The sequence below is a fragment of the Pseudomonas sp. B34(2017) genome (genome assembly GCF_002112915.1).
In the GTDB taxonomy this organism is placed as follows: Bacteria; Pseudomonadota; Gammaproteobacteria; order Pseudomonadales; family Pseudomonadaceae; genus Aquipseudomonas; species Aquipseudomonas pharyngis.
In genome coordinates, this window is record NZ_NEJA01000006.1 from 35,592 (window position 1) to 59,197 (window position 23,606).

The 23,606-nt window shown below is 62.0% G+C and carries 12 protein-coding genes; 6 read left to right on the forward strand and 6 right to left on the reverse strand.

Annotation, left to right across the window (positions count from 1 at the left end):
- Positions 1-177 precede the first annotated feature (177 nt).
- Positions 178-6,588: a non-ribosomal peptide synthetase gene (locus tag CAF80_RS19465; protein ID WP_085667795.1), complete on the reverse strand. Its 6,411-nt coding sequence runs from the start codon at positions 6,586-6,588 to the stop codon at positions 178-180.
- Positions 6,589-7,080: 492 nt separating this feature from the next.
- Between CAF80_RS19465 and CAF80_RS19470 the strand changes: the two genes are divergently transcribed.
- From CAF80_RS19470 to CAF80_RS19485, 4 genes are all read left to right on the forward strand, one after another.
- Positions 7,081-7,875 carry a helix-turn-helix transcriptional regulator gene (locus tag CAF80_RS19470; RefSeq protein ID WP_074687873.1) on the forward strand — a complete coding sequence of 265 codons (795 nt, stop codon included), beginning with the start codon at positions 7,081-7,083 and terminating at the stop codon, positions 7,873-7,875.
- Positions 7,876-7,937: 62 nt separating this feature from the next.
- Positions 7,938-9,356, forward strand: a complete 1,419-nt coding sequence (adeC, locus tag CAF80_RS19475) for an AdeC/AdeK/OprM family multidrug efflux complex outer membrane factor (protein WP_074687872.1) — start codon at positions 7,938-7,940, stop codon at positions 9,354-9,356.
- 151 nt (positions 9,357-9,507) lie between these two features.
- A complete protein-coding gene (locus tag CAF80_RS19480) occupies positions 9,508-10,113 on the forward strand; it encodes an SCO family protein (RefSeq protein WP_039770777.1) in 606 nt (201 codons plus the stop codon).
- Positions 10,113-10,589, forward strand: coding sequence for a copper chaperone PCu(A)C (locus CAF80_RS19485; RefSeq protein ID WP_074687871.1), 477 nt, complete (start codon positions 10,113-10,115; stop codon positions 10,587-10,589). Before CAF80_RS19480 ends, CAF80_RS19485 begins: the two co-directional genes overlap by 1 nt.
- A gap of 83 nt (positions 10,590-10,672) precedes the next feature.
- Here the strand turns inward: CAF80_RS19485 and CAF80_RS19490 are convergent, their stop codons facing one another.
- From CAF80_RS19490 to CAF80_RS19500, 3 genes are all read right to left on the reverse strand, one after another.
- Positions 10,673-11,089, reverse strand: coding sequence for an organic hydroperoxide resistance protein (locus tag CAF80_RS19490; RefSeq protein WP_007956881.1), 417 nt, complete (start codon positions 11,087-11,089; stop codon positions 10,673-10,675).
- 158 nt (positions 11,090-11,247) lie between these two features.
- Entirely contained in the window at positions 11,248-12,261 is a 1,014-nt protein-coding gene (locus tag CAF80_RS19495) for an ABC transporter substrate-binding protein (protein ID WP_074687870.1), read from the reverse strand.
- Between the two features lie 142 nt (positions 12,262-12,403).
- A complete protein-coding gene (locus CAF80_RS19500; RefSeq protein WP_085667914.1) occupies positions 12,404-13,435 on the reverse strand; it encodes a sterol desaturase family protein in 1,032 nt (343 codons plus the stop codon).
- Between the two features lie 288 nt (positions 13,436-13,723).
- On the opposite strand from CAF80_RS19500, the gene CAF80_RS19505 reads away from it, so the two are divergent.
- Positions 13,724-15,934, forward strand: coding sequence for an LTA synthase family protein (locus CAF80_RS19505; RefSeq protein WP_085667796.1), 2,211 nt, complete (start codon positions 13,724-13,726; stop codon positions 15,932-15,934).
- A 49-nt stretch (positions 15,935-15,983) separates the two neighbouring features.
- Here CAF80_RS19505 and CAF80_RS19510 read toward each other — a convergent pair whose 3' ends face one another.
- Entirely contained in the window at positions 15,984-18,020 is a 2,037-nt protein-coding gene (locus tag CAF80_RS19510; protein ID WP_085667797.1) for a TonB-dependent receptor, read from the reverse strand.
- 327 nt (positions 18,021-18,347) lie between these two features.
- Here CAF80_RS19510 and katG point away from each other — a divergent pair, with 327 nt between their 5' ends.
- A complete protein-coding gene (gene katG, locus CAF80_RS19515) occupies positions 18,348-20,615 on the forward strand; it encodes a catalase/peroxidase HPI (RefSeq protein ID WP_085667798.1) in 2,268 nt (755 codons plus the stop codon).
- Between the two features lie 331 nt (positions 20,616-20,946).
- Here katG and pepN read toward each other — a convergent pair whose 3' ends face one another.
- Entirely contained in the window at positions 20,947-23,604 is a 2,658-nt protein-coding gene (gene pepN, locus CAF80_RS19520; protein ID WP_085667799.1) for an aminopeptidase N, read from the reverse strand.
- Positions 23,605-23,606 lie beyond the last annotated feature (2 nt).

A 23,606-nucleotide genomic window follows, 5' to 3' on the forward strand; every position in this document is an offset into this window, starting at 1 on the left:
CCTGCTGTAAATTCGGAAAAAAGGAGCGCGCAGCGGCGAGTCCGTACGGCGGCGCGCAGCCTGGAAAAGCTAAAACATCGGGGCTTGGGTGTCTGACATGGGAAGCGGGGACAAGACCCGTGACCGACCAGTCATGGCGCCGATCCGCGGGAACCGCGAATCGACGCCGGTGTCGGCTCAGAGCCGGCGTTTGTGGTTGAGCGTCGGAATGGTGGTTTTCGGTACTTCCAGCTGTTTTGCCTGTGCCGAGGTCTGCGCCGCCAGCGCAGCCAGGGTCGGCTGACTGAACAGCGTTCGCGCATCGACGTGCAGCCCGGCCTGACGCATGCGCGCCACCAGACTGACCGCCAGCAACGAATGCCCGCCGAGTTCAAAGAAGTGATCGTTGCGCCCGACCTGCTCCAGTTGCAGCACTTCGGCCCAGATCTGCGCCAGCCGGATTTCGACTTCGCCCTCGGGCGCCTCGTAGCGGCGACTGAGCACCGCCTCAGCCCCCGGTGCCGGCAAGGCTTTGCGGTCGACCTTGTCGTTGGGGGTCAGGGGCAATGCGTCGAGTTTCACGTAAGCGCCCGGCGCCATGTACTCCGGCAAACGCTCAAGCACATGGGCGCGCAAGGTTTCGATGGGAGGCGCGTCGAAGCCTTCGCGCACGGTGAAATACGCCACCAGTCGCTCGTCCCGCACCAGCACCACCGCTTCACGCACGGCGGGATGCTCGATCAGCCGTGCTTCGATTTCCCCCGGCTCCAGACGCAAGCCGCGCAGCTTGATCTGGAAGTCATTGCGGCCGAGGAATTCGAGGTTGCCGTCCGCCCGGTAGCGCACCAGATCGCCGGTGCGGTACAGGCGATCACCGGCCACGAACGGGCTGTCGATGAAGCGCTCGGCCTGCATGTCCGGCAGTCCCAGATAACCCCGCGCGACCCCGACCCCGCCGATGTGCAGGTGGCCGCTGACACCGAATGGCACCGCTTGATCGTGGGCGTCCAAAACGTAGAGCCGGGTGTTACTCAGCGCCTTGCCGATCGGCACCACGGCCTCCGGCACCGGTTGACCCGGCTCCAGCGTCCAGCCGGTGCTGTCGACGGTGGTTTCGGTCGGGCCATAGACATTGTGCAGACGCACCCACGGCAGGCGCTCGCGGACGCGCCGGGCCAGTGCGGCGGTCAGCTCACCGCCACCGTTGAGCACGTCGGTCAGGCTGGTGCACTGGCTGACATCGTCCTGTTCGATGAACTGTTGCAGCAGCGCCGGCACGAACTTGACCACGGTGATCTGCCGTTCGCGAATCACCTGGGTCACATAGGCCGAATCGCGGTTGCCGTCGGGACGCGCCAGTACCAGCCGCAGGCCGGAACACAGCGGCCAGAAAATCTCCCACACCGAACTGTCGAAGCTGAACGGCGCCTTCTGCAACAGCGCGCCGTGCTCGGTCGGCGGGCTGATCTGCGAGCCCCAGTGCACCATGTTGCAGGCGCTTCGGTGCTCGATCATCACGCCCTTCGGCGTGCCGCTGGAGCCCGAGGTGTAGATCATGTAGGCCAGGTTTGAAGCGCTCAAACCCGGTACTTGCAGGTTTTCAGTCGATGCGCCCTGCCAGGTGCAGCGGTCGAAATCGATGACCGGCACACCCGGATCGCCCAACAGATTGCGGGTGGCGTCATGCACCAGCACCGCCACCGGGGCGCTGTCCTGCAGCATGTAATGCAGGCGTTCCAGCGGATAGTCCGGATCCAGTGGCACATACGCACCGCCCGCTTTGAGAATGCCGAGCAAGCCGATCACCAGATCCAGGCTGCGTTCGACACAGATCGCCACCCGCAAATCGGGTTGCACGCCGTGCTCGCGTAGATGATGCGCCAGACGGTTGGCCTGTTCGTTCAGCTGGCGATAGGTCAGTTGTTGCTCGCCAGCCTGCAATGCGATGGCGTCGGGTCTGCGCTGTACTTGTTGCTCGAACAACACCTGAAGCGGCTGATCAAGCGGACAATCGACTTCGCTGGCATTGAACTCGACCAGCAGTTGCTCAAGCTCCGCCGCCGGCAGGATCGGCAAGCGATTCAGCGGCTGTTGCGGGGTTTGCTCAAGGGCATCGACCAGTGCCTGCAACGCGCTTTGCACGTAGTCGCCGATGCGCTGCGCACCGATGCTCATCAGGGTTCGCGTGGTGATCTGTAAGGCGCTGCCCAAATCATCGACGCTCAGGGTCAGCGGGTAGTTGGTGCGTTCTTCGTTCTCCAGGGTCTGAATGCCTTGCCAGGCTTGGTCCGACGCCGCTTCCTGCGCCTCAAGTTCGGTGTGCCGATAGTTGAGCAACGCACTGAACAGCGGCGCCGGTGACGCAACGCCGCTGCAACGCTGGGCCAGCGCCAGAGACGCATGTTCGTGCCCGAGCAAGTCGGTCAGTCGGGCGTGGGTGAGCAGCACCGCATCGCGCGCGCCTCGGTCCATGTCCACCCGCAATGGCAAGGTGTTGATGAACACCCCGAGCGCCCGATCCGCGCCCTCGCCGCCTTGCATCCGGCCCATAAAAACGCTGCCAAACACCACATGTCCCTGCCCCGAGGTCGCCGCCAGCACCTGGGCCCAAGCCAGGTGAATCAGGCTGGCCACGCTGACGCCGGCCTGCCGCGCCTGAACACGCAAACGCCGATCCAGTTCCGGCGCAAGCGTGCGTACGGCTTCATCGATGCCGCGACCGTCGCCCTGCACATCCTGCAAGCCGAACGGCAAGGTCGGCTCGTCGATGTCGGCGAGCATCTCGCGGAAGAACGCTTCGTGTTCCTGCTCGCTGACACCGAATCGGGTCTGGGCCACGTAATTGCGATACGGCACCGCTGGCGGCAGCGGTTCGCCCTGCCCAAGCAAATTGGCGCGCATTTCATGGCGCAGGACTTCCAGCGCGATGTGATCCAGCGCCAGGTGATGGAATAACAGAATCGCCACGATCCGCCCGAGGGCCGGATCGCGCGCATACATCAGCCGGATCAGCGGCGCCTGACTGACATCGATGCGATACCGCCGGGCATCGAAGCGCTCATGCAGTTGCGCGAGGACATCGCCCTCGGCCGGATCAAGATTGATTTCCTGCACCGGCAACTCGGCTTCGCGCCAGACCACCTGCACCGGAGTGGTCAAACCTTCCCAGACCACCGCAGTGCGCAGAATATCGTGGCGCGCCATGACCTGACGCAGCGCCGCCGCATAGGCCTCGACCCGCTCGACGCTGTCGAACGCCAGCTGCGACTGCAGCAGGTACGGATCGCCCTGCGCGGCCGTGATGTGGTGATAAAGGATGCCTTCCTGCAACGGCGCCAGCGGATAAATGTCCTGCACGTTGGCCGCCCCACCCGGCACCGTGGCGATGATCCGGTCGAGGGTGGCCTGATCCAGTTCTACCAACGGCAACAGATCCGGGGTGATCTGCGTGCAACCTGGCGGAATACGGTTGGCCGGCACTTCGACCTCGCGGCCACTGCCCACCGACGCGGCCAGTGCCGCCAATGTCGGCTGGCCGAACAGCACGCGCACATCGCTGCTCATGCCGAGCTGGCGCATGCGTTCGATCAGGTTGACCGCCAGCAACGAATGCCCGCCCAGCTCGAAGAAGTGATCGTGACGCCCCACCCGCTCGACTTGCAGCACCTCGGCCCAGATCTGCGCCAGGAGAATTTCGACGTCGCCTTGCGGGGCTTCATATTCGCGGCGGATCAACGCCTCCGGCCCCGGCGCCGGCAACGCCTGGCGATCCAGTTTGCCGTTGGCCGTCAGCGGCAGCGCCGTCAAACGCACATAGGCCGATGGCAGCATCGCGCTGGGCAGACGGGTCTTGAGGTGAGCATGCAGCTGCGTGATATCCAGTGGCTGGCGTTCGGTGAACCAGGCCAGCAATTGCCCGTCGCGCACCTGCACCACCGCATCGCGCACCGATTCGTGGCTGCTCAACGCGGCTTCGATTTCACCGGGCTCGATGCGCACGCCACGGATTTTCACCTGATCGTCGTTGCGGCCCAGGTACTCGAGGGTGCCGTCCGGGCGCCAGCGTGCGAGGTCGCCGGTGCGGTACATCCGGGCGTTGGGCTGGCGGCTGAAAGGATCGTCGAGAAAGCGTTCGGCGGTCAGCTCCGGCCGGTTGAAGTAACCCCGCGCCACCCCGGCGCCTCCGACGTACAGTTCACCGGCCACGCCAATCGGCACCGGGCGTTGTCGGTCATCCAGCAGATAGGCCGTGGCATTGCTCACGGGTTTGCCGATGTGCAGCGTCCGGCCCGGTTCGATTCGCCCCGAGGTAGCGACGACTGTGGCTTCGGTCGGGCCATAGTTATTGATCACCGCGAACGTCTGCTGGCGATTGAACTGGCGCAGGCGATCGCCGCCGATCAGCAGTGTGCGCAAGGTCGGGTGTTCGAGGTGACGACTGAAAGCGTACTCGGCAATCGGGGTCGGCAGGAAACTCACGTCCAGCGGTTGCGCACGCCACCAGTCGAGCAGCGCGTCGATGTCTTCGCCGCCGTCACGAGACGGCGCCAGGTGCAAAGTCGCCCCGGTACACAACGCCGGCCAGACCTCCCAGGCCATGGCGTCGAAACCGAAGCCGGCGAGGCTTGACGTGTGGCAACCGGCGCTCAGGTCGAAGGCCGTGCAATGCCAGTCGACCAGATTCGATAGCGTGTGATGCTCGACCATCACACCCTTGGGCTGGCCGGTGGAGCCGGAGGTGTAGATCACGTAGGCCAGATGTGCAGTGGTCAGACCCGAAACGTCAGGGTTGAGATCGTTGATCGGCCAGCCGCGCGTGTCGATTTCAATCACCGGCACGTCGAGCATCGGCAAACGTTCGCGCAGATCGTGCTGGGTCAGGACCACGACCGGAGCACTGTCGCGCAATAAATAGCTCAGCCGTTCCGCAGGATGAGCCGGATCGACCGGCACATAACCGGCGCCGGACTTGAGAATCGCCAGCAGCGCGACCAGCGTGTCCAGTCCTCGGCGCGCGACCAGCGCCACGCGGGCGTCGGGTCGTACGCCAAGCCCGATCAAATGATGGGCCAGGGCGTTGGCCTGTCGGTTCAGCTCGGCATAGGTCAGCCGCTGTCCCTGAAGTTCGACCGCTACCGCATCCGGGCGTGTCGCCACTTGCGCTTCGATGCGCTGGTGGATGGTCTGGTTTTGAGGGTATTGCGCGCGTGTGTCGTTCCACTGCTGCAAGAGCGCCGATTCGGCCGGCAGGCTCAGGCTGAAATCACCCACCATCAGCGCCGGGTCTTCAAGCCCCTGCTCCAGCACCCACAGCAAGCGCCCGCTCAGCGCCGCGATTTCATCGGCGTCAAAGTAGGCCTCGTTGTACACCATGTACAAACTGTCCTCGTAGTCACCACGGCTGCTCAGCAGGTGCACCGACAACGGCGTGCCCTCTTCGTGGTTCGACACTTTGACCACCCGCCCCTGCGCCTCGCCGTAGCGGTATTCATGCGCATCGCGCTCATAGGACACGGTCACTTCGAACAACTGCGAGCGATCCTCGCGCAGCAAGCCGAGGGCACGGTTCATTTCGCTCAAGGGAAAACGCTGGTGGCGAAAGTCTTTTTTCAACTCGTCGTGAATCGCCTTGACCAGCGTCTTGAATGACAACTCGCGGCCAAACCCCATGCGCACCGCGCTGACCTGGGTGAACAGCCCCAGGGTCGATTTGAACCGGGCGCCGGAGCGGTTGAGCAGCGGCACGCCCACCACCCATTCGTCACGCTGGGCGCTGCGGCTGAAATACACATGGATCGCTGCCAGCAGCACATGAAATGCCGATGCGCCGTATTCTCGGGCCACGTGCGTCATGCGCTCGTGCAAACGCGCCGGAAACACTTGCGAGAAAATCCGGGTCGGTGCCGCAGCACTGGCAAAGCGCTCTTGATAACGCGGCAGCAACAGAGGCTCGGGCCGATGTTGGTATTTGTCCAGCCAATACGCCCGGTCACGGGCGTAACGGTCGGACTGAAAATACCGCGCATCGTCACGGATGAAATCGACATAGGACGGCGCCGAATCGGGCGGCAATTGCCCGAGCGCCAGCGCGTTGTAGATCTCGTCGAGGGATTTGAGCATCTCGCCGAAACCCCAGCCATCGACGATCAGGTGGTGGGCCTGGAGTGACAGCCAATGACGGTCGTCATCGAGCCAGAGCAGACGAAACCGGAACAACGGCCCGCCATCCAGCGTAAACAGTTGCTCGATATTTTCCTGCGTCAGTTGGCGCGCTGCGGCGTATGGATCGGGATGGCTGCGTAAATCGTGTACCGGCATCGGCACCGGCATGGACCGGGCAAAACGTTGCAACGGCAGCCCATCCTCGCCGGCCCCCGGCAGCAGGCTGGTGCGCATCGCGTCATGCCGGGCCACGAGCCCTTCAAGCGCCGCCTGCATCAGCGCCGGATCCAGCGGCCCGGTCAGTTCGACATAGCCACCGATGTTGTACATCGGCGAGTTCCCCTGACGCAGTTGATCAAGCCAGATGTCGCGCTGGGCGGCAGTCAGCGGAAAGGCCTCGGAAATCGCGGACAGACCGTCCGCCGCATCGGCAGCAAATTGGTTCATAAGATCCATCTCACGTGATTTGGCGCGTATTCAAGCATCGGCCCCGAAATCCGCGTGACACGTAAAACCCGGACAGCACTCCCCACTTTGTACAGTTGTGCGAACCAACAGGGCCTGAGAAGTCAGCTAATCCCCTAAAAGTTCGGAAAGAAATGACTGAAAATCCTGTAGGACAATCGCCACACTCGACTACCCGTTAGTGCCCCGCAATGGCGGGGCACCGCGGTCCGAGCCCCGGAATCCGGGGTTCGTACTAGATCGTACAGTCATAGACTACGAGTCCGTACACATTGATCTGACAGAAACGTGACGCCATTTTTTCGGAAATGGTGGCACTTTGTGTCCCTGTTTTCCCCTACAGACGTAGGACAAATGCATAGGCTTAAATCCCGTTCCAGATCGATTTTCAGGAGAAACAACTGGGTGGGCGTTTCACGGGTGCATGCACGGCAGACGATTCGGCAATGGCTCTAAATCAAGGATGACAAGGATATGAACCTGACCGGCAGTCTTCGCAACATGGAAAATCCGCACTTTTACTGGCAACTGGGAGAACTGATCGCCAGCACCGGCAACGAGCGTTTTGCCACCAACATGTTCCAGCTGGTCGACAACCTCGTTCCGGTCAATCGCGTCGATCTCAGTGAGTGGACCCTGGACGAACGGGAGTCCAGTGTGGTCGAGATCAGGGCATTGGGCAGCGCCGGTTTGCCGGACACCTTCCCGCCCCCAGCCCCGTCGCAGCACCCGGACGACCACCCGCTGCTGCAACAGATGATCGAGATGAACGACTCGCTATTGATTCAATTGAAAGCCTCGCTCCAGCATCGACACCCGCACCACAGCGTCCACCAATGCAATCTGGTGTCCCGCACGTCCAACCGCCGTTGCGTCATTTCGTTCTACCGTCCCCACACGCATCGGGTGTTTTCCCTGCCAGAGCTGTCGTTTCTCAAGCGCCTGTCCGACACCCTGTTGCCCTTGATCGAGCGCCACGCGCACATCAGTCGACAAGCCATCGCCCGCCAACCCCGCGCGCCACAAGCCGATCAACCCCAGACGCCGTTGCAACAGGTGTTCGACGAACGCCTGGCGTTGGGTGACATCACCTTGTCGGTGCGTGAGAAAGAGGTCTGTCTGGGCCTGCTGACCGGCGGCACCGTGCCGCAGATGGCGGAAAAGTTGCGGGTCAAGAACAGCTCGATAGAGACCTACCTCAAACGTGCGGCCGCCAAGCTCGGGGTCAGCGGGCGACACGGTCTGGCGAAATGGATGGCCGGGGCCTGATCCGGCATTTTTCTCATTCCGGGCGCCCGGCGTCCGCTCTCATTCGTGAACGAGGCTGTTTGATGTTCAGATTGCCGATTTCCCTGCTGTCCGCTGCGCTGCTGCTGGGCGGTTGCTCACTGATTCCCGATTACCAGCGACCGGCATCGCCGAGCGCTGCGCAGTATCCGCAAGGTCCGGCGTATGCCGCGCAATCCCCGGTCACGCCCCGGGTGGAAGACTGGCGCGCGCTGTTCAATGACCCGGCGTTGCAGCAATTGATTGAAAGCGCGCTGGTCAACAACCGTGATCTGCGGGTGGCCGCGCTGAATGTCGAGGCGTTTCAGGCGCAGTACCGCATCCAGCGCGCCGATCTGCTGCCGGCGGTCTCGGCCAATGCCAACCAACTGCGTCAGCGGGTGCCGTCCAGCGTGACCCGAACCCAAGCGGCGATCACCTCGACCTACTCGGTGAATCTGGGCATCAGCGCCTATGAACTGGACTTCTTCGGCCGGGTGCGCAGCCTCAGCGAGCAGGCGCTGCTGACCTGGCTGTCCACCGAAGAGGCCCGGCGCAGTGCGCAATTGAGTCTGGTGGCCAATGTCGCCAACGCTTACCTGACCTGGCGCGCCGATCAGGAGTTGCTGGTGCTGGCCCGGGAAACGCTGGCCGCCGACGAACGAAGCCTGCACCTGACCACCCGCAACCGCGAGGCCGGCAAATCCTCGGCGCTGGACCAGATTCAGGCGCAGACCAGCGTCGACAGCACCCGCGCAAGCCTGGCCCGCTATCAGCGTCAAGTCGCCCAGGACTTGAACAGCCTGACGCTGCTGGTAGGCGCGCCGGTGCCCGAGCACCTTCCGGCGCGTCCGCTGGACAGTGACCTGGTGGCATCCGTGCCGGCCGGGTTGCCGTCCGATCTGCTGCAACGTCGGCCGGACATTCTCCAGGCCGAATACAAGCTGCGCGCTGCCAATGCCAACATCGGCGCGGCGCGGGCGGCGTTTTTCCCGAGTGTCAGCCTGACCGCCAATGCCGGGACGTCCAGCCGCGACCTGTCCGGGCTGTTCAAGGGCGGCTCCGGGGCCTGGACGTTCCAGCCGCAGATCAACCTGCCGATCTTCAACGCCGGCAGTCTGCGCGCCAGCCTGGACTACGCGAAGCTGCAAAAAGACATCAGCGTCGCCGAGTACGAAAAGACCATTCAGACGGCATTCCAGGAAGTGTCCGACGGCCTCGCGGCGCGCCAGACCTACGAACAGCAACTCCAGGCCCAACGCGATCTGGTGCAGGCGACCCAGGACTACTACGACATGGCGCAGCACCGCTATCGAAGCGGCGTCGACAGCAGCCTGACGTTCCTCGATGCCCAGCGTTCGCTGTTCAGTTCCCAGCAAGGGCTGATTACCGACCGGTTGGCGCAACTGGTTGCGCAAGTGAACCTGTACACCGCGCTGGGTGGTGGCTGGAGCCCGGTCGAGCCGCTTCCACCATCGCCTTGAGTCATTTTTTCTTACACCTTTTGTCGCCTGTTCCGACATTGACAGGTGATCAAAAACCGACCTGCCGGATCATTTTGGTATCATGCGCCGCTTTTACGGTTAACCCGCCCGCCTGTCCTGCCGACCGGCGGGCTCCAAAGGGCGGTATGAAATGACGGCTTTGTTGACTCGCCGCAAGGTGCTTGCGGGAATGGGCGTACTCGGTCTCGGCCTGCTCGCCGGCTGCGACACCCGCGGCGAACTGTCGTACAAGTACGGCAAGGATCTGAGCGACAAGATCCTCGGACGCACCTTCAAGCTCAAGGACACCGAAGGCAACACCGTGACGCTGTCGAGCTTTCGCGGCCTGATGCCGATGATCTTCTTCGGCTTCACCCAGTGCCCGGCGATCTGCCCGACGACGCTGGCCCGCGCCGCGAAAATCAAGAAGCTGATGGGCAAGGACGGCGACATCCTGCAAGTGGTGTTCATCACCCTCGACCCGGAACGCGACACCCCGGAAATCCTCGACGCCTACGTCAAGACCTTCGACCCGAGCTTCGTCGCGCTGTACGGCACCCTCGAAGAAACCAAGGCCACCGCCAAGGAATTCGACGTTTTCTACGAAAAAGTCCCGGCCGGCGACACCTATACCCTTTCCCACACCGCCACCAGCTATGTCTACGACACCCGGGGCACGTTGCGTGTGGGCCTGTCTCAATCGCTTTCTGCACAAGAGTGCACGGAAGATTTGCTTACCGTCATGGAGGTCTGCTGATGAACCCTTTTCTGAACCACATCAAACGTGCCGCACTGGGCCTGTCCCTGCTGGGCCTGGCTTTCCAGGTATCGGCGCAGACCAGGGTCGACGACGCCTGGGTGCGTGCGACCGTGCCGAACCAGTCGGCCAGCGGCGCGTTCATGACCGTCACCGCCGACAGCGACAGCAAGCTGCTCAGCGTTGCCTCGCCGGCGGCCAAGGACGTGCAGATTCATGAGATGACCATGAAAAACGACGTGATGAGCATGGGCCCGGTGAAATCGGTCGACCTGCCGGCGGGCAAAGCCGTCAACTTCGATCCGAATGGCTACCACGTGATGCTGATGGGCCTGACCGCTCAACTGAAGGAAGGCGACAGCGTCCCGCTGACCCTGACTATCGAAAACGCCAAGGGCGAAAAGGAAACCGTGGAAGTGAAAGCGCCGGTCAAGGCGCTGACCATGGAAGGCCACGATCACAGCAAGATGCATTGATCGCTGACTGACAGATTTACGGCCTCAAAAAACAAAAGGGGCGGCATGATCGATGATCATGCCGCCCCTTTTGCATCCGGATGTCAGACCAGTTTCAATTCGACCTCGATATTGTTGCGCGTGGCCTTGGAGTACGGGCACACCTGATGCGCCGCATCCACCAACTGCTGCGCCGCACCGCGCTCCATACCCGGCAGGCTTACATTCAGTCGCGCCTGCAGGAGATACCCTCCCGAGTTGGTACCCAGGTCCACTTCGGCATCCACCGCCAGGTCCGCTGGCAGGCTGATTTTCTGCTGCCCCGCCACCGCTTTCATCGCGCCGATGAAACATGCCGACCAGCCTGCGGCAAACAATTGCTCCGGATTGGTCCCGCCGCCACTGGAGCCGGGCGACGACAGTTTTACGTCGAGGATCCCATCGGAACTGCGCGAGGCGCCGTCACGTCCGCCGGTGGTGTGGGTTTTCGCGGTGTAGAGGACTTTTTCGATCTGACTCATGGCGTTCTCCTGAATGAATAACAGCAGATTGTTCACTCGGCGCCTCTCCCCGCAGCCTTGAGGTGCGCCACCGGTTTCACACAGCCCTCTCACTATAGACGTGGGTTTGTCGCTTACCCGGTCGGCGGACGTGCGGGTTGTTCAGAAATGACGGCCGTTCAACTCCCCGCCCCACCATGCGCCTCTTCAAAGAAATAATCCTTCCAGCTGTCCGCCTTGTTTTTCAGCACGCCCAGCTCCTGCAATTTCTCTGCATAGATAAAGGTGCGCTGCGGCACCACGGTGAAATCGATTTCCGGATCGGTGACGATTTTCTCGACCAGCGCCAGCGGCAGCTTTGACTGTTCAACCCGAATGTAGGCCTGAGCCGCCGCAGGCTTGTCGGCCTTGATGATTTTCGCGGCCTCGGCCAGCGCGTCGTAGAACGCCTTGTAGGTTTTCGGGTTTTCGTCGTGGAATTTTTCCGTGGTGTAGAGCACGTTGAACGTGGCCTGGCCGCCGAGCACGTCGTAGGAGCTCAGCACTTTATGCACGTTGGGATTCTGCAGTGCCTGATACTGGAACGGCGGGCTGGAGAAATGCGCGTTGATTTCCGAGCCGCCAGCGATCAGTGCAGCCGTCGCATCCGGGTGCGGCAGGCTGACGGAAATATCGTCGAATTTCTTGTATTGGTCATTGCCGAATTCCTTGGCCGTTTCGATTTGCAGCGTGCGCGACTGGAAGCCCACACCCGCCGCCGGCACGGCGATGCGATCCTTGTCGCTGAAGTCCTTGAGGGTTTTGACGTTCGGGTTGTTGGTCAGCAGGTAGTTGGGCATCGAGCCCAGCGAAGCGATGGCCTTGACGTTCTGTTTGCCTTTGGTGCGATCCCACACGGTGAGCATCGGCGGCACGCCCGCCGAGACCACGTCCAGCGATCCGGTGAGCAGCGCTTCATTCATGGCGGTGGCGCCGGAAATGCTGTTCCAGTCGACCTTGATGTCCAGGCCCAGGGCCTTGCCGTGTTTCTCGATCAACTGCTGATCGCGCACAACATCCAGAATCAGATAACCGATACCGAATTGCTGGGCAATGCTGATCTTGCCTTCGGCTTGTGCAGTGTTGCCGAGCAACGCGCCGGCCAGCGAGGCCGCCAGCAGCGTCAGTGCAGAACGTTTGAACGGTAGGGCCATGACAACCTCGCAACGATTTATAGAGAAATCTGTGAGGCCGGACTTTATCGCTATAAAAAACGAAATTTAAATACCGTTATCGCATATTGATATCACTGGAAAACCAGCTTCGAAAAACTGATGAACAGGCTGATACCGAAGTTCAAGGCGTACGCTGATTGAACCGGGTTCTAAGACCGTCGGCGTTCAACGACAGGCGCTTCGCGGTGTCCACGAACGGCGTGACGATCAGGCTGTACAGCGTCAGATAACGCGTGCGGTCCTGCTCGCCCGTGCCGAAGCGCAAGGCTTCGGGCTTTGAAGTGGTGACGTAAAGTGTGCCGAACAGCCAGTCCCAGAGTGACAGATTGATCGCGAAATTCTTGTTGAAATGGCGCGGTGCGTCGCTGTGGTGAATCTGGTGCTGGGCCGGGCTGCTGAGCACATGCTCGACTGCCGGCCCGAACGACAGCCAGACATGGCTGTGGCGCAGATTGGAGCCCAGGCTGTTGATGATCAGCACCAGCCAGGTCACGCCGAACAGCGTGTAGCGGCTGACCTCACCGCCACAGGCGTACCAGACCACCCCGGCAAACGCGCCGAGGCCGGCGGTGATGACGATTCGTTCAACGATCGATTCGGCAATGTGAATCCGGCTGGCCGTGGCCGGCACCAGCACCGGCGCCGAATGGTGAACCTTGTGGAACTCCCACAGATAGCGGGAATGAAAGGCACGGTGAATCCAGTAATGCAGAAAGTCCCTGAGCAGGAACACGCCCAGTCCGTAGAACAGCGCGATCATCGGGTGATCCGGCACTTGCTCGCGCGCGCCCCACAGCTGAGTGAAAAACTGTGCGTAGTCGCCCGAACGCAGAATATGCGGGTCGACCAGGCCGACCACGGGCAACACCAGCGTCACCCGAAGAATCGCCTTGATGAAGTAATAACGGTAATCCAGCCAGGCCGAACGATGCCCGTGAACACGACCGCCGCCGACAAATTGCCAGAAGGATCGGGCTTGCGTCAGGTGCCGGGATTTTCGGTGGCGATAAAGGCCGTATGCCACGCCGTAGGACGTGAGCAGAAACACCACACCGAGGCGGCCGTTCAAATCGAACAGGCCAAGGAACCGTTCGGTGACCGGATCGATCACCCAGCGGCTGAGCTGCGCGTGAAGTTGCGCGAGTAAATCCACGACGAACGACTCCATCAAGGGTCGCGCATTGTAAATCGCACTGGTTCGCAAATGCAGCACGAACGGATCAAAGGCCGCTTAAACAGCCTGAAACAATAAAACCGGCGCCTCGCTCAGGTCGGAAAACCGCCAGGACGTACGCCGATCAAGGTCCCGCCCCTTGCGGATGGTTCACAGCGCTCTTCGGGACCGGATCATCCAGCCGTTTAAAAAGGCGATCAGACTGCCGACGCTTGGTATCATCGCCCACACTTTTATGACGGTTTAATGGCTGGAAGGTCTTTTTTTGTGAGCGCTCTTTTTCAACGGCTGCGGTGCCTGGATGCCCGCCTTCTCTCTCTGGTTTTTCTGGTACTGATCGTGCCGGTGTGCCTGCGGGCGGCACTCGGCTGGTCGAGCCTGTTTGGTTACCTGTCGGATCTGGCCATCGGCAGTCTGCTGGTGGTGGTGTTGCACCGCCGCCCCTGGTGGCTGGCGCTGCCGGTGCTGCTGTTCTGGGGATTGCTGGCGGTGGCGACCGCGGAACTGGTCAGCGCGGTCGGCCGCCTGCCGACCGTGGCGGACCTGCATTATCTGATCGACCCGCAGTTCGTGGAAAACTCCACCGGCGGCGGCTTCGCCCATCCCGGCGTGGCGGTTGCGCTGCTTGTGGCCCTGGCCCTGTGGCTGCTCAGTCATTGGACTCGACGTGCGACACCGGTTCGCGCTCTGCCCCAAGCAGCCTGGGCGACCCCGGTGCTGCTGTTCTGCGCGTACTGGGGCGCGCAGCACCTGAACCCGAGCGATGCCGATCCGTGGCGTCTGTACAACCTGCCGCACCAACTGCTGGCCGCGCAGGTTGCCGACGTGCAGATGCAGGCTGAAGAATGGCTGGACGGCAACACTCAAGTCGCGCCTCCACCGATGGCCGGGCTCACCGATGTCGATCTGAACGGTCACCCGTTGCTGGCGGCCAAGGGCCAGGCGCGCAATGTGCTGATCGTCGCCCTCGAAGGCATTCCCGGCGCTTACATCGGCGCCAATCGCCAGGCCATCGGCAGCCATTATCAGGAAGACCTGATGCCCAACCTCAGCCGCTGGGCCGAGCGCGGCATGAACACCCCGGATTACGTGCTGCACACCCACCAGACCATTCGCGGTCTGTACGCCATGCTCTGCGGCGATTACGACAAACTCGACAACGGCACGCCCAAAGGCGTGGAAATGCTGACCCAGCACGAACGCAATCAGGCCTGTCTGCCGGCTCAGTTGCGTCAGCATGGTTTTGCCACTCACTACCTGCAAGGCGCAGGGCTGCGGTTCATGGCCAAAGACAAGATCATGCCGCACATCGGGTTCGATGCGACCCATGGCTTGGAATGGTTCACCAACGCCAACTACCTGGAATTCCCGTGGGGCAAGGATGACAAGGCGTTCTTCGAAGGCGCGCTGAAATACGTCGGCGACCTGAAAAAGCAGAAGCAGCCGTGGATGCTCACGCTGCTAACCGTCGGCACCCACCAGCCCTACTCCGCGCCGGAGGATTACCTGCAACGCTACGACACACCCAAGCAGGCCGCCGTCGGTTATCTGGACGATGCGCTGGAGCAGTTTCTCAGCGGCCTCGAACGCCAGGGCGTGCTGAAAGACACGCTGGTGGTGATCACTTCGGACGAGTCCCACGGCATCGACGGTGTCCGCCTCGCGTCGTCCTGGGGCTTCAACCTGACCCTCGCGCCGGAGCAGGCGCAGTTGCCGCGCCTGAACGCCGGGGTCTACGGTCACGTCGATCTGAGTGCGTCGATTCTGGATTACTTCGACTTTCCGGTGCCTTCCGCCCTCAGCGGCCGTTCGCTGTTTCGCGATTACGATTCGGGCCGCGAAATCATGTCGTTCACCAACGGCAAGCTGCGTTACCACGACGGTCGCGGCCTGCTGACCGAATGCGACATGCCGCGCCGCTGCCGCAATTACGCAAGCAATGGATTCATCGCCGAAAGCGCCACGTTCAAGGGCAACGCCAGCAGCCAGAATGCCCGGGACATCGCCGCCCGCGCCTCGGCCCTGGACCTGTCGCTGCTGCGTACCCCGCTGAACCAGCGTTATCAGTTCGGCAGCACCAACGTCATTCCGCTGCAAGCGCAGATCAAGGACGACTGGGCCGACAACCTGATCGGCGCGCAATACCTGGAGATGCCTAAAGGCTCCCACACCCGCGTACGCCTGACCGTACGTTCGGTCGATCCGCAGCAGGCAGCGTACATTCAGCTCAAGGCCAAGGAATTCGAACAGGACGTGCAACTGGGCCTGCCGACCGAGATGGTCGCCACGGCGGATCAGCCGCTGGAGATGGATTTCAGCTTCGACAACCCGCAACCGCGCAAGGCGTTCTCGTTTCACTTGTTGGGGTATGGCCTGGGCGCCGTGGAGGTCAGTGATTTCAGCGTGATCACCGAACTGCCAGGGCAACAGGATCTGCTGGACGAGATCCCGGAAGAAGACACCGCTCAATCGAGTTGAGGTCGACGCCAGCGTCGCAACGACGCTGGCGCCTGTCCGATGTGACCGATCAGAACGTGGTGCGCAGTCCGACCTGAATGCTGCGCCCTTCTGCCGGTGCAATATCGCGCAGGATCGAGCTGGCATAACGCACGGTCTGGTTGGTCAGGTTCTCGGCATTGACGAAGGCCAGCCATTTGCTCTGGCCAACATCAAAGTGATAACCCACATTCGCCCCCAGCGTGGTGTAGCCGTCGGTGCTGCTTTCATTGTCCGGCACCCGGTGCTGGGAACTGGCGTGTTCCACATCGATCCGCGCCTGCCAGCGATCCAGCTCCCACAACAGACCGGTGTTCAACCGCAGCGGTGCGATGCGCGGCAGGTCCTGGCCGTTGTCGAGGTTCTTGGCGCGGGTGTAATCGCCCGACAGTTCCAGAGCAAACTTGCCGTAGGCGTTTTCGCCGAGGGTCCAGCGATCCTGCGCTTCGATACCGCTGAAGCGCGCCCGTACGCCGGAGTAGGTGTATTCGGGGATGCCGTCGGCGTCCTCCTCCCCTTCGTCATTCAGCGTGCGCCCTGTCCCGAGCAGTCCGATGTAGTTGGAGAAATGGCTATAGAACACGCCGACGCTGCCCTTGTGGGTGCCGTTGTCAAAACGCAGGGCCAGGTCGCTGGAGACGGCTTTCTCTTTCGACAGCCCCGCGTCCCCGACCTCATAAGTGCCGGTGGCGACGTGGGCGCCGTTGGCGTAAAGCTCATAGAACGTCGGCGCGCGTTCGGTGTAGCCCAGCGTGGCGGCGACCGACCAGACCGGCGTCAGCGTGTACACCGCGCCGGATGACAGGCTGCCGGCGGTGAAACTGCTGGAGCGATCGGCATTGGCGAAACGCTCGTTGCCTTTGGCGTCCGGGTCGACTGTGGTGTGCTCAAGGCGTCCGCCGAGGGTAAACAGCAGGCGATCCGTGGCTTGCAACTCTTCGAGAATGAACAGTGCACCGGCGTCGGTATCGGTGTGCGGCACGAAGGCTTCTTCGCCCAGCGCCGAGAACTCGTTGCGACTGACCTGCGCACCAATCACCCCGTTGAATGGCCCCAGCGGCTGATGCCGGGCCTCGACCCGTGCCTCGTAGCCCTTGTTCTTGAACGTGGTGCCGACCTCGCCGCCCTCGATTTCCCGGTGCTGGTAATCGGTGTAACCAGCGTCGAACTTAACCGAGCTGAACGGGCCGTCGAGGTTGCGGATTTCCGAAGCGAACGCGTAGTGCTCCTGCTCCATGCGAATCCGCACATCGTCTTCGGCCGGCGAGCCGTAATTGGAATCGTAATTGCTGTACGACAGCCCCGCGTAACCGTCATCCCAGGTGTACGACCCGCCCACCGCACCGCCGTCCTGACGACCATCGCTGTTGGCCAGCCGATGTTTCTTCGAATCGCCATCGTCGTTCGCCCGTTCACGGCCGGTCTTGGCGTAGCCGGGAATTTTCAGGTCATTGAACTCGCGGGCGCTGGCGTCCAGGTGCAAGGCGAACTGGCCGTTACCGGCTTCAAGCTTGCCGGCGCTGCTGCGGGTGGTGTCGGCGCCGCCGTAGCGCAACTCGCCGGCACCGTGGATGCCTTCAATGGCTTCGGTCGGGATGCGGTTGTCGAAGGTGTTGACCACCCCGCCGATGGCGCTGCCGCCGTACAGCAAGGCCGCCGGGCCACGGACGATTTCGATGCGCTCGACATTGACCGGGTCCAGCGGCACTGCGTGATCGTAGGACAACGACGACGCGTCCAGCGCGCCGACGCCGTTGCGCAGGATGCGAATGCGATCGCCGTCCTGCCCGCGAATGATCGGCCGACTCGCACCCGGGCCGAAGTAGGACGACGACACGCCCGGCTGCTTGTTCAGGGTTTCGCCGAGACTGCCCTTTTGCTGCAGCGTCAGGCTGTCGCCGCTCAACACGGTCGAGGGCGAGGCCAGCGTCTGACTGCCCAGCGGATTGCCGGTGATGACTTGCGGTTGCAGTTCCAGCGGGTCGGCGGCGAATGCGGGCGAAGCGATCAGCAGCGCCGAGGCCATGAGCGTCAGGCGGGGTTGGAAGGTGTGGAAGCGGGAAGGCATTTCAGGAATCCGTCAGGCAGAAAAGTGAGGATCGATGCCAGCGCTACACAGGGGTGTATTACCGGCATCGATCAGATGAAATCATTTTTATGTTATACAATAACATTTCCAATGACCATCCCGTTTCGCCCAGACACATGCAAACCAGCGCTCAAGCACGGGCATTTCAGCGCCCTGCCCCTGCAGGTTCCCCGCACTTCGCATAAGAGACTGCGCCTATCAGGCACCAATAGTCGGCCTATTAGCTGACTTGCCAAGTCGGGTCTAGCCTTACTAGTCCGAAGTCGGCACGAGCCGGCCGCAGAAGACCTGATAAGGATCCCGAACATGGCAAATGAATCGAAATGCCCGTTCAATCACGCCGCCGGCGGTGGCACGACGAACCGCGATTGGTGGCCGAATCAACTGAACCTGAAAATCCTGAGTCAGCACTCGCCCGCATCCGATCCGATGGGCAAGGACTTCGACTACGCCAAGGCTTTCAAGAGCCTGGATTTCCAGGCCCTCAAACGCGATCTGACGGCGCTGATGACCGACTCCCAGGAGTGGTGGCCAGCGGACTTCGGCCACTACGGCCCGCTCTTCATCCGCATGGCCTGGCACAGCGCCGGCACCTATCGCACCGCTGACGGCCGTGGTGGCGCCGGCTCCGGCCAGCAACGCTTCGCCCCGCTCAACAGCTGGCCAGACAACGTCAGCCTCGACAAGGCCCGACGGCTGCTGTGGCCGATCAAGCAGAAATATGGCCGCAACATTTCCTGGGCCGACCTGATCGTGCTCACCGGCAACGTCGCGCTGGAATCCATGGGCTTCAAGACCTTCGGTTTCTCCGGTGGCCGCGCGGACGTCTGGGAACCCGATGAAGACGTGTACTGGGGCTCGGAAAACAAGTGGCTGGGCGGCGACAACCGCTACGGCAAGGATCCGGAATCCATGCAGCCGCCGGGCGAAGGCACACTGGTCGCGGAACCCGCCGAACACGGCAATGAGGAAAGCCGCACCAACCAAGGCGAACGCAACCTGGAAAACCCGCTCGCCGCCGTGCAGATGGGCCTGATCTACGTGAACCCGGAGGGCCCCGAAGGCAATCCCGACCCGGTGGCCTCGGCAAAGGATATCCGCGAAACCTTCGGCCGCATGGCCATGAACGACGAGGAAACCGTCGCCCTGATCGCCGGCGGCCACGCCTTCGGCAAGACCCACGGCGCCGGCCCCGCCGATAACGTCGGCCCGGAACCGGAAGCCGCCGGCCTCGAAGAACAGGGCCTGGGCTGGAAAAACAGCTTCGGCACCGGCAAAGGCGCCGACACCATCACCAGCGGCCTGGAAGTGACCTGGACCACCACCCCGACCAAGTGGAGCAACAATTACCTGGAAAACCTGTTCGGCTTCGAGTGGGAACTGACCAAAAGCCCGGCTGGTGCCCATCAGTGGAAACCGAAAAACGGCGCCGGCGCCGGCACCATCCCCCACGCCCACGACCCGAACAAACGCATCGACCCGACCATGCTCACCTCCGACCTGGCCCTGCGTTTCGACCCGGCCTACGAGAAGATTTCGCGGCGCTTCCTGGCCAATCCCGATCAACTGGCCGATGCCTTCGCCCGCGCCTGGTACAAACTGATTCACCGCGACATGGGCCCGCTGTCACGCTATCTCGGCCCGGAACTGCCGCAGGAAGAATTGCTTTGGCAAGACCCGATTCCCGTGGCCACGCATCCACTGGTGGACGACAGCGATATCAGGGCGTTGAAAGGCAAAGTACTGGCGTCGGGGCTGTCCGTTTCGGAGCTGGTTTCCACCGCTTGGGCGGCCGCATCGACCTTCCGGGGCTCGGACAAACGCGGCGGCGCCAATGGCGGGCGTCTGCGTCTGGCACCGCAGAAATTCTGGCAGGCCAACCAGCCTGAGCAACTGGACAAGGTGCTGAAAGTTCTTGAAGGCATTCAGAACGAGTTCAACGCCGGGGCGACAGGCAAGCAAGTCTCGCTGGCGGACCTGATCGTGCTGGCCGGTAACGCCGGTGTCGAGCAAGCGGCGCAAAACGCCGGGCATACCGTGACCGTGCCGTTCAATCCGGGGCGCACCGATGCAACTCAGGAGCAAACCGATGTCGAGTCATTCGGCTTCCTCGAGCCGCATACCGACGGCTTCCGCAACTACGCCGCCAACACGTACCGGGTGCCGGCCGAAGCGTTGCTGATCGACAAGGCGCAACTGCTGACCCTTTCCGCCCCGGAAATGACCGTACTGATCGGCGGCCTGCGCGTGCTGGACACCAACGTCGGTAAAACGAAACACGGCGTGTTCACCGACAAACCCGGCACCCTGACCAACGACTTCTTCCGCAACCTGCTGGACATGGGCGTGGAATGGAAACCGACGTCGAAAACCGAGTTCGAAGGCCGCGACCGTAAAACCGGCAGCGTGAAATGGACGGCGACCCGGGTCGATCTGGTATTCGGTTCCAACGCCGTACTGCGGGCGCTGGCCGAGGTGTATGCCAGCTCCGATGCGAAGGAAAAGTTCGTCAACGACTTCGTTGCTGCATGGGCGAAGGTGATGGATCTGGATCGGTTTGATTTGCGGCAATAAGGGCTTTTCATCCAGCCACAAAGAACGCCGCTCATCGAGCGGCGTTTTTCTATTCGGCGTGAGTGATGTGGTGCGGCTGAAACCCAACCCCCTCACCCCAGCCCTCCCGAAACGTCGGACCGCCCCGAGGGAGAGGGAGCCGACCGAGGTGTATTGCGCGATACATCGACCTGAAGAATCGAGTCGATTATGGATTCGGCAAAGCACTATCAGGTCGATGCAGCTCGACAGAACGACTCGGTCAGTCCCCTCTCCCTCCGGGAGAGGGTTAGGGTGAGGGCTGGATCTAAAGTTGAAACACCACCTCAAGACCACCCCCAACCAACCAGCCTCAAGCCAAACTCTTGCTCACCACCTCATACACATCGCTGGACAGCTGCCCCGAAGCCAGAATCCGCTCCAACTCAGCCTTCATCAGCGCCTGACGAGCGCCGTCATACTTGCGCCAGCGGGTCAACGGCGCCAGTTGACGCGAAGCGATCTGCGGGTTGAAGCCGTTCAGCTCAATCACCAGGTCCGCCAGGAAGCGATAACCCGAGCCATCCGCCGCGTGGAAGTTGATCAGGTTCTGTCCGGCGAACGCACCGACCAGCGCGCGCACCTTGTTCGGGTTCTTGATGTTGAACGCCGGGTGCTGCATCAGCGCCTTCACGCGTTCCAGACCGCCCGGCAAGGTGCTGCCGGCCTGCACGCTGAACCACTGATCCATGACCAGCGGATTGTCCTTGAAGTGCTCGGCGAAACTGGCCAGCGCCTTGGCCTTCTCGTCGTCGAACGGCGAGTTGACCAGCACCGCCAGCGCAGTCAGGCGCTCGGTCATGTTGTCGCAGGTGTCGAACTGTTCCAGCGTTGCCGCCAGCACTTCCGGCTTGCCACTGAGCATCAGGTACGACAGCGCGATGTTCTGCAACGCGCGACGGGCAAAGTGATCGGCCTCGGCCACGTACGGGGTTTGCTTCGACAAGTCGCGGTTGGCCTGATAACGCAGCCACAGTGGTTCGAACAGGTTTTCCGCCAGTTGCTGACGGGCGAATTCGCGGGCGGTGTGGATCGCGTCCACATCGGCGATTTCGCTGATTTCGGTCAGGTACGCCTCACTTGGCAGCGAGAGCATTTCCGCGACCATCGCCTGATCCAGCGTTTCGTCCGACAGCACGGTGCGCAAAGCGGAAACCAGACGTGGGTCGAGCACCAGGCTTTCGCCCTTCTGCTGCTGGCCGATCAACTCTTGCAGCACCTGCACCGACAGTTGCTGGCCGGCATCCCAACGATTGAAACCATCGGTGTCGTGCTGCATCAGGAACATCAGCTGATCGCGGTTGTACGGGAAGCTCAGTTTCACCGGCGCCGAGAAGCCACGCAGCAAGGACGGCAGCGGTTGTTCGGCGATGTCGACGAAGGTGAAGGTCTGCTCGGCTTCGGTCACCGAAATCACTCGGGTGGTGCCTTGAGCCGAGTCTTCGCCGGCCAGACGCAGGGCAATCTCGTTGCCTTGGCTGTCGAGCAGGCCCAGTTCGACCGGGATCACGAACGGCAGTTTTTCAACCTTGTCCGGGGTTTCCGGGCAGCTCTGGCGGAAGGTCAGGCTGTAGGTTTTCGCGGCCGCATCGTAAGACTCGCTCACCGCCAGACGCGGTGTGCCGGCCTGGCTGTACCAGCGCTTGAACTGGGTCAGGTCGACGCCGTTGGCATCTTCCATGGCCTTGATGAAGTCATCGCAGGTCACGGCCTGGCCGTCATGGCGCTCAAAGTACAGGTCGCTGCCCTTGCGGAAGCCTTCGGCGCCCAGCAGGGTGTGGATCATGCCGACCACTTCCGAGCCCTTTTCGTACACGGTCAGGGTGTAGAAGTTGGAAATCTCAATGAAGCTGTCCGGGCGCACGGCGTGGGCCATCGGACCTGCATCTTCGGCGAACTGGTGGGTACGCAGGTACGCCACGTCCTGAATGCGCTTGACCGTGGCCGAGTTCATGTCAGAGGAGAAACCGGCATCGCGGAACACCGTGAAGCCTTCCTTGAGCGACAGCTGGAACCAGTCGCGGCAGGTCACGCGGTTGCCCGACCAGTTGTGGAAGTATTCGTGGGCGACGATCGCTTCGACCCGCTGGTGCGCGGCGTCGGTGGCGGTTTCGGCGCGGGCCAGCACGGCGCTGGAGTTGAAGATGTTGAGGCCCTTGTTCTCCATCGCGCCCATGTTGAAGTCGTTCACGGCGACGATCATGAAGATGTCCAGATCGTACTCGCGACCGTAGACCTCTTCGTCCCAGCGCATCGACTTCTTCAGGCTGTTCATGGCGTGCTGGCACTTGTCAATGTTTTCCGGCTCGACGTAAATGCGCAGCGCCACATTGCGGTTGGTCATGGTGGTGAAGGAGTCTTCAACGCACCACAGGTCACCGGCCACCAGCGCGAACAGGTACGCCGGTTTCATGAACGGGTCTTCCCAGGTCGCCCAGTGCCGGCCATCTTCGCCGGGGCCGCTGGCGATCGGGTTGCCGTTGGACAAGAGCACCGGATAGCTGTGCTGCTCGGCCACTACGGTGGTGGTGAACTTGCTCATCACGTCCGGGCGGTCGAGGTAATAGGTGATCTTGCGGAAGCCTTCGGCCTCGCACTGGGTGCAGAACATCGTGCCGGACTTGTACAGGCCTTCCAGTGCGGTGTTGGTTTCCGGATGGATCCTGACGCTGGTGTCCACCGTGAAGGTTTCGCTGGCCGGTTGCAGGGTCAGGTGGTTCTCGGTCAGTTGGTAATCGTCGGCGCTCAGTTCCTGGTCGGCCAGGGTCACCGAGAGCAGTTCCAGCTGCTGACCATCGAGCACCAGCGGCGGCAGGCCCGGGCCACGGGCCGGGTTGCGGCGCATCACCAGTTGCGCGTGGACCAGACTGTGGTCCTCGAACAACTCGAAGGTCAGGTGTGTTTCGTCGATCAGGTACTCGGGCGCCTGATAGTCCTTCAGGTAAATCATCTTCGGTTGTTCGGTGCGCATGC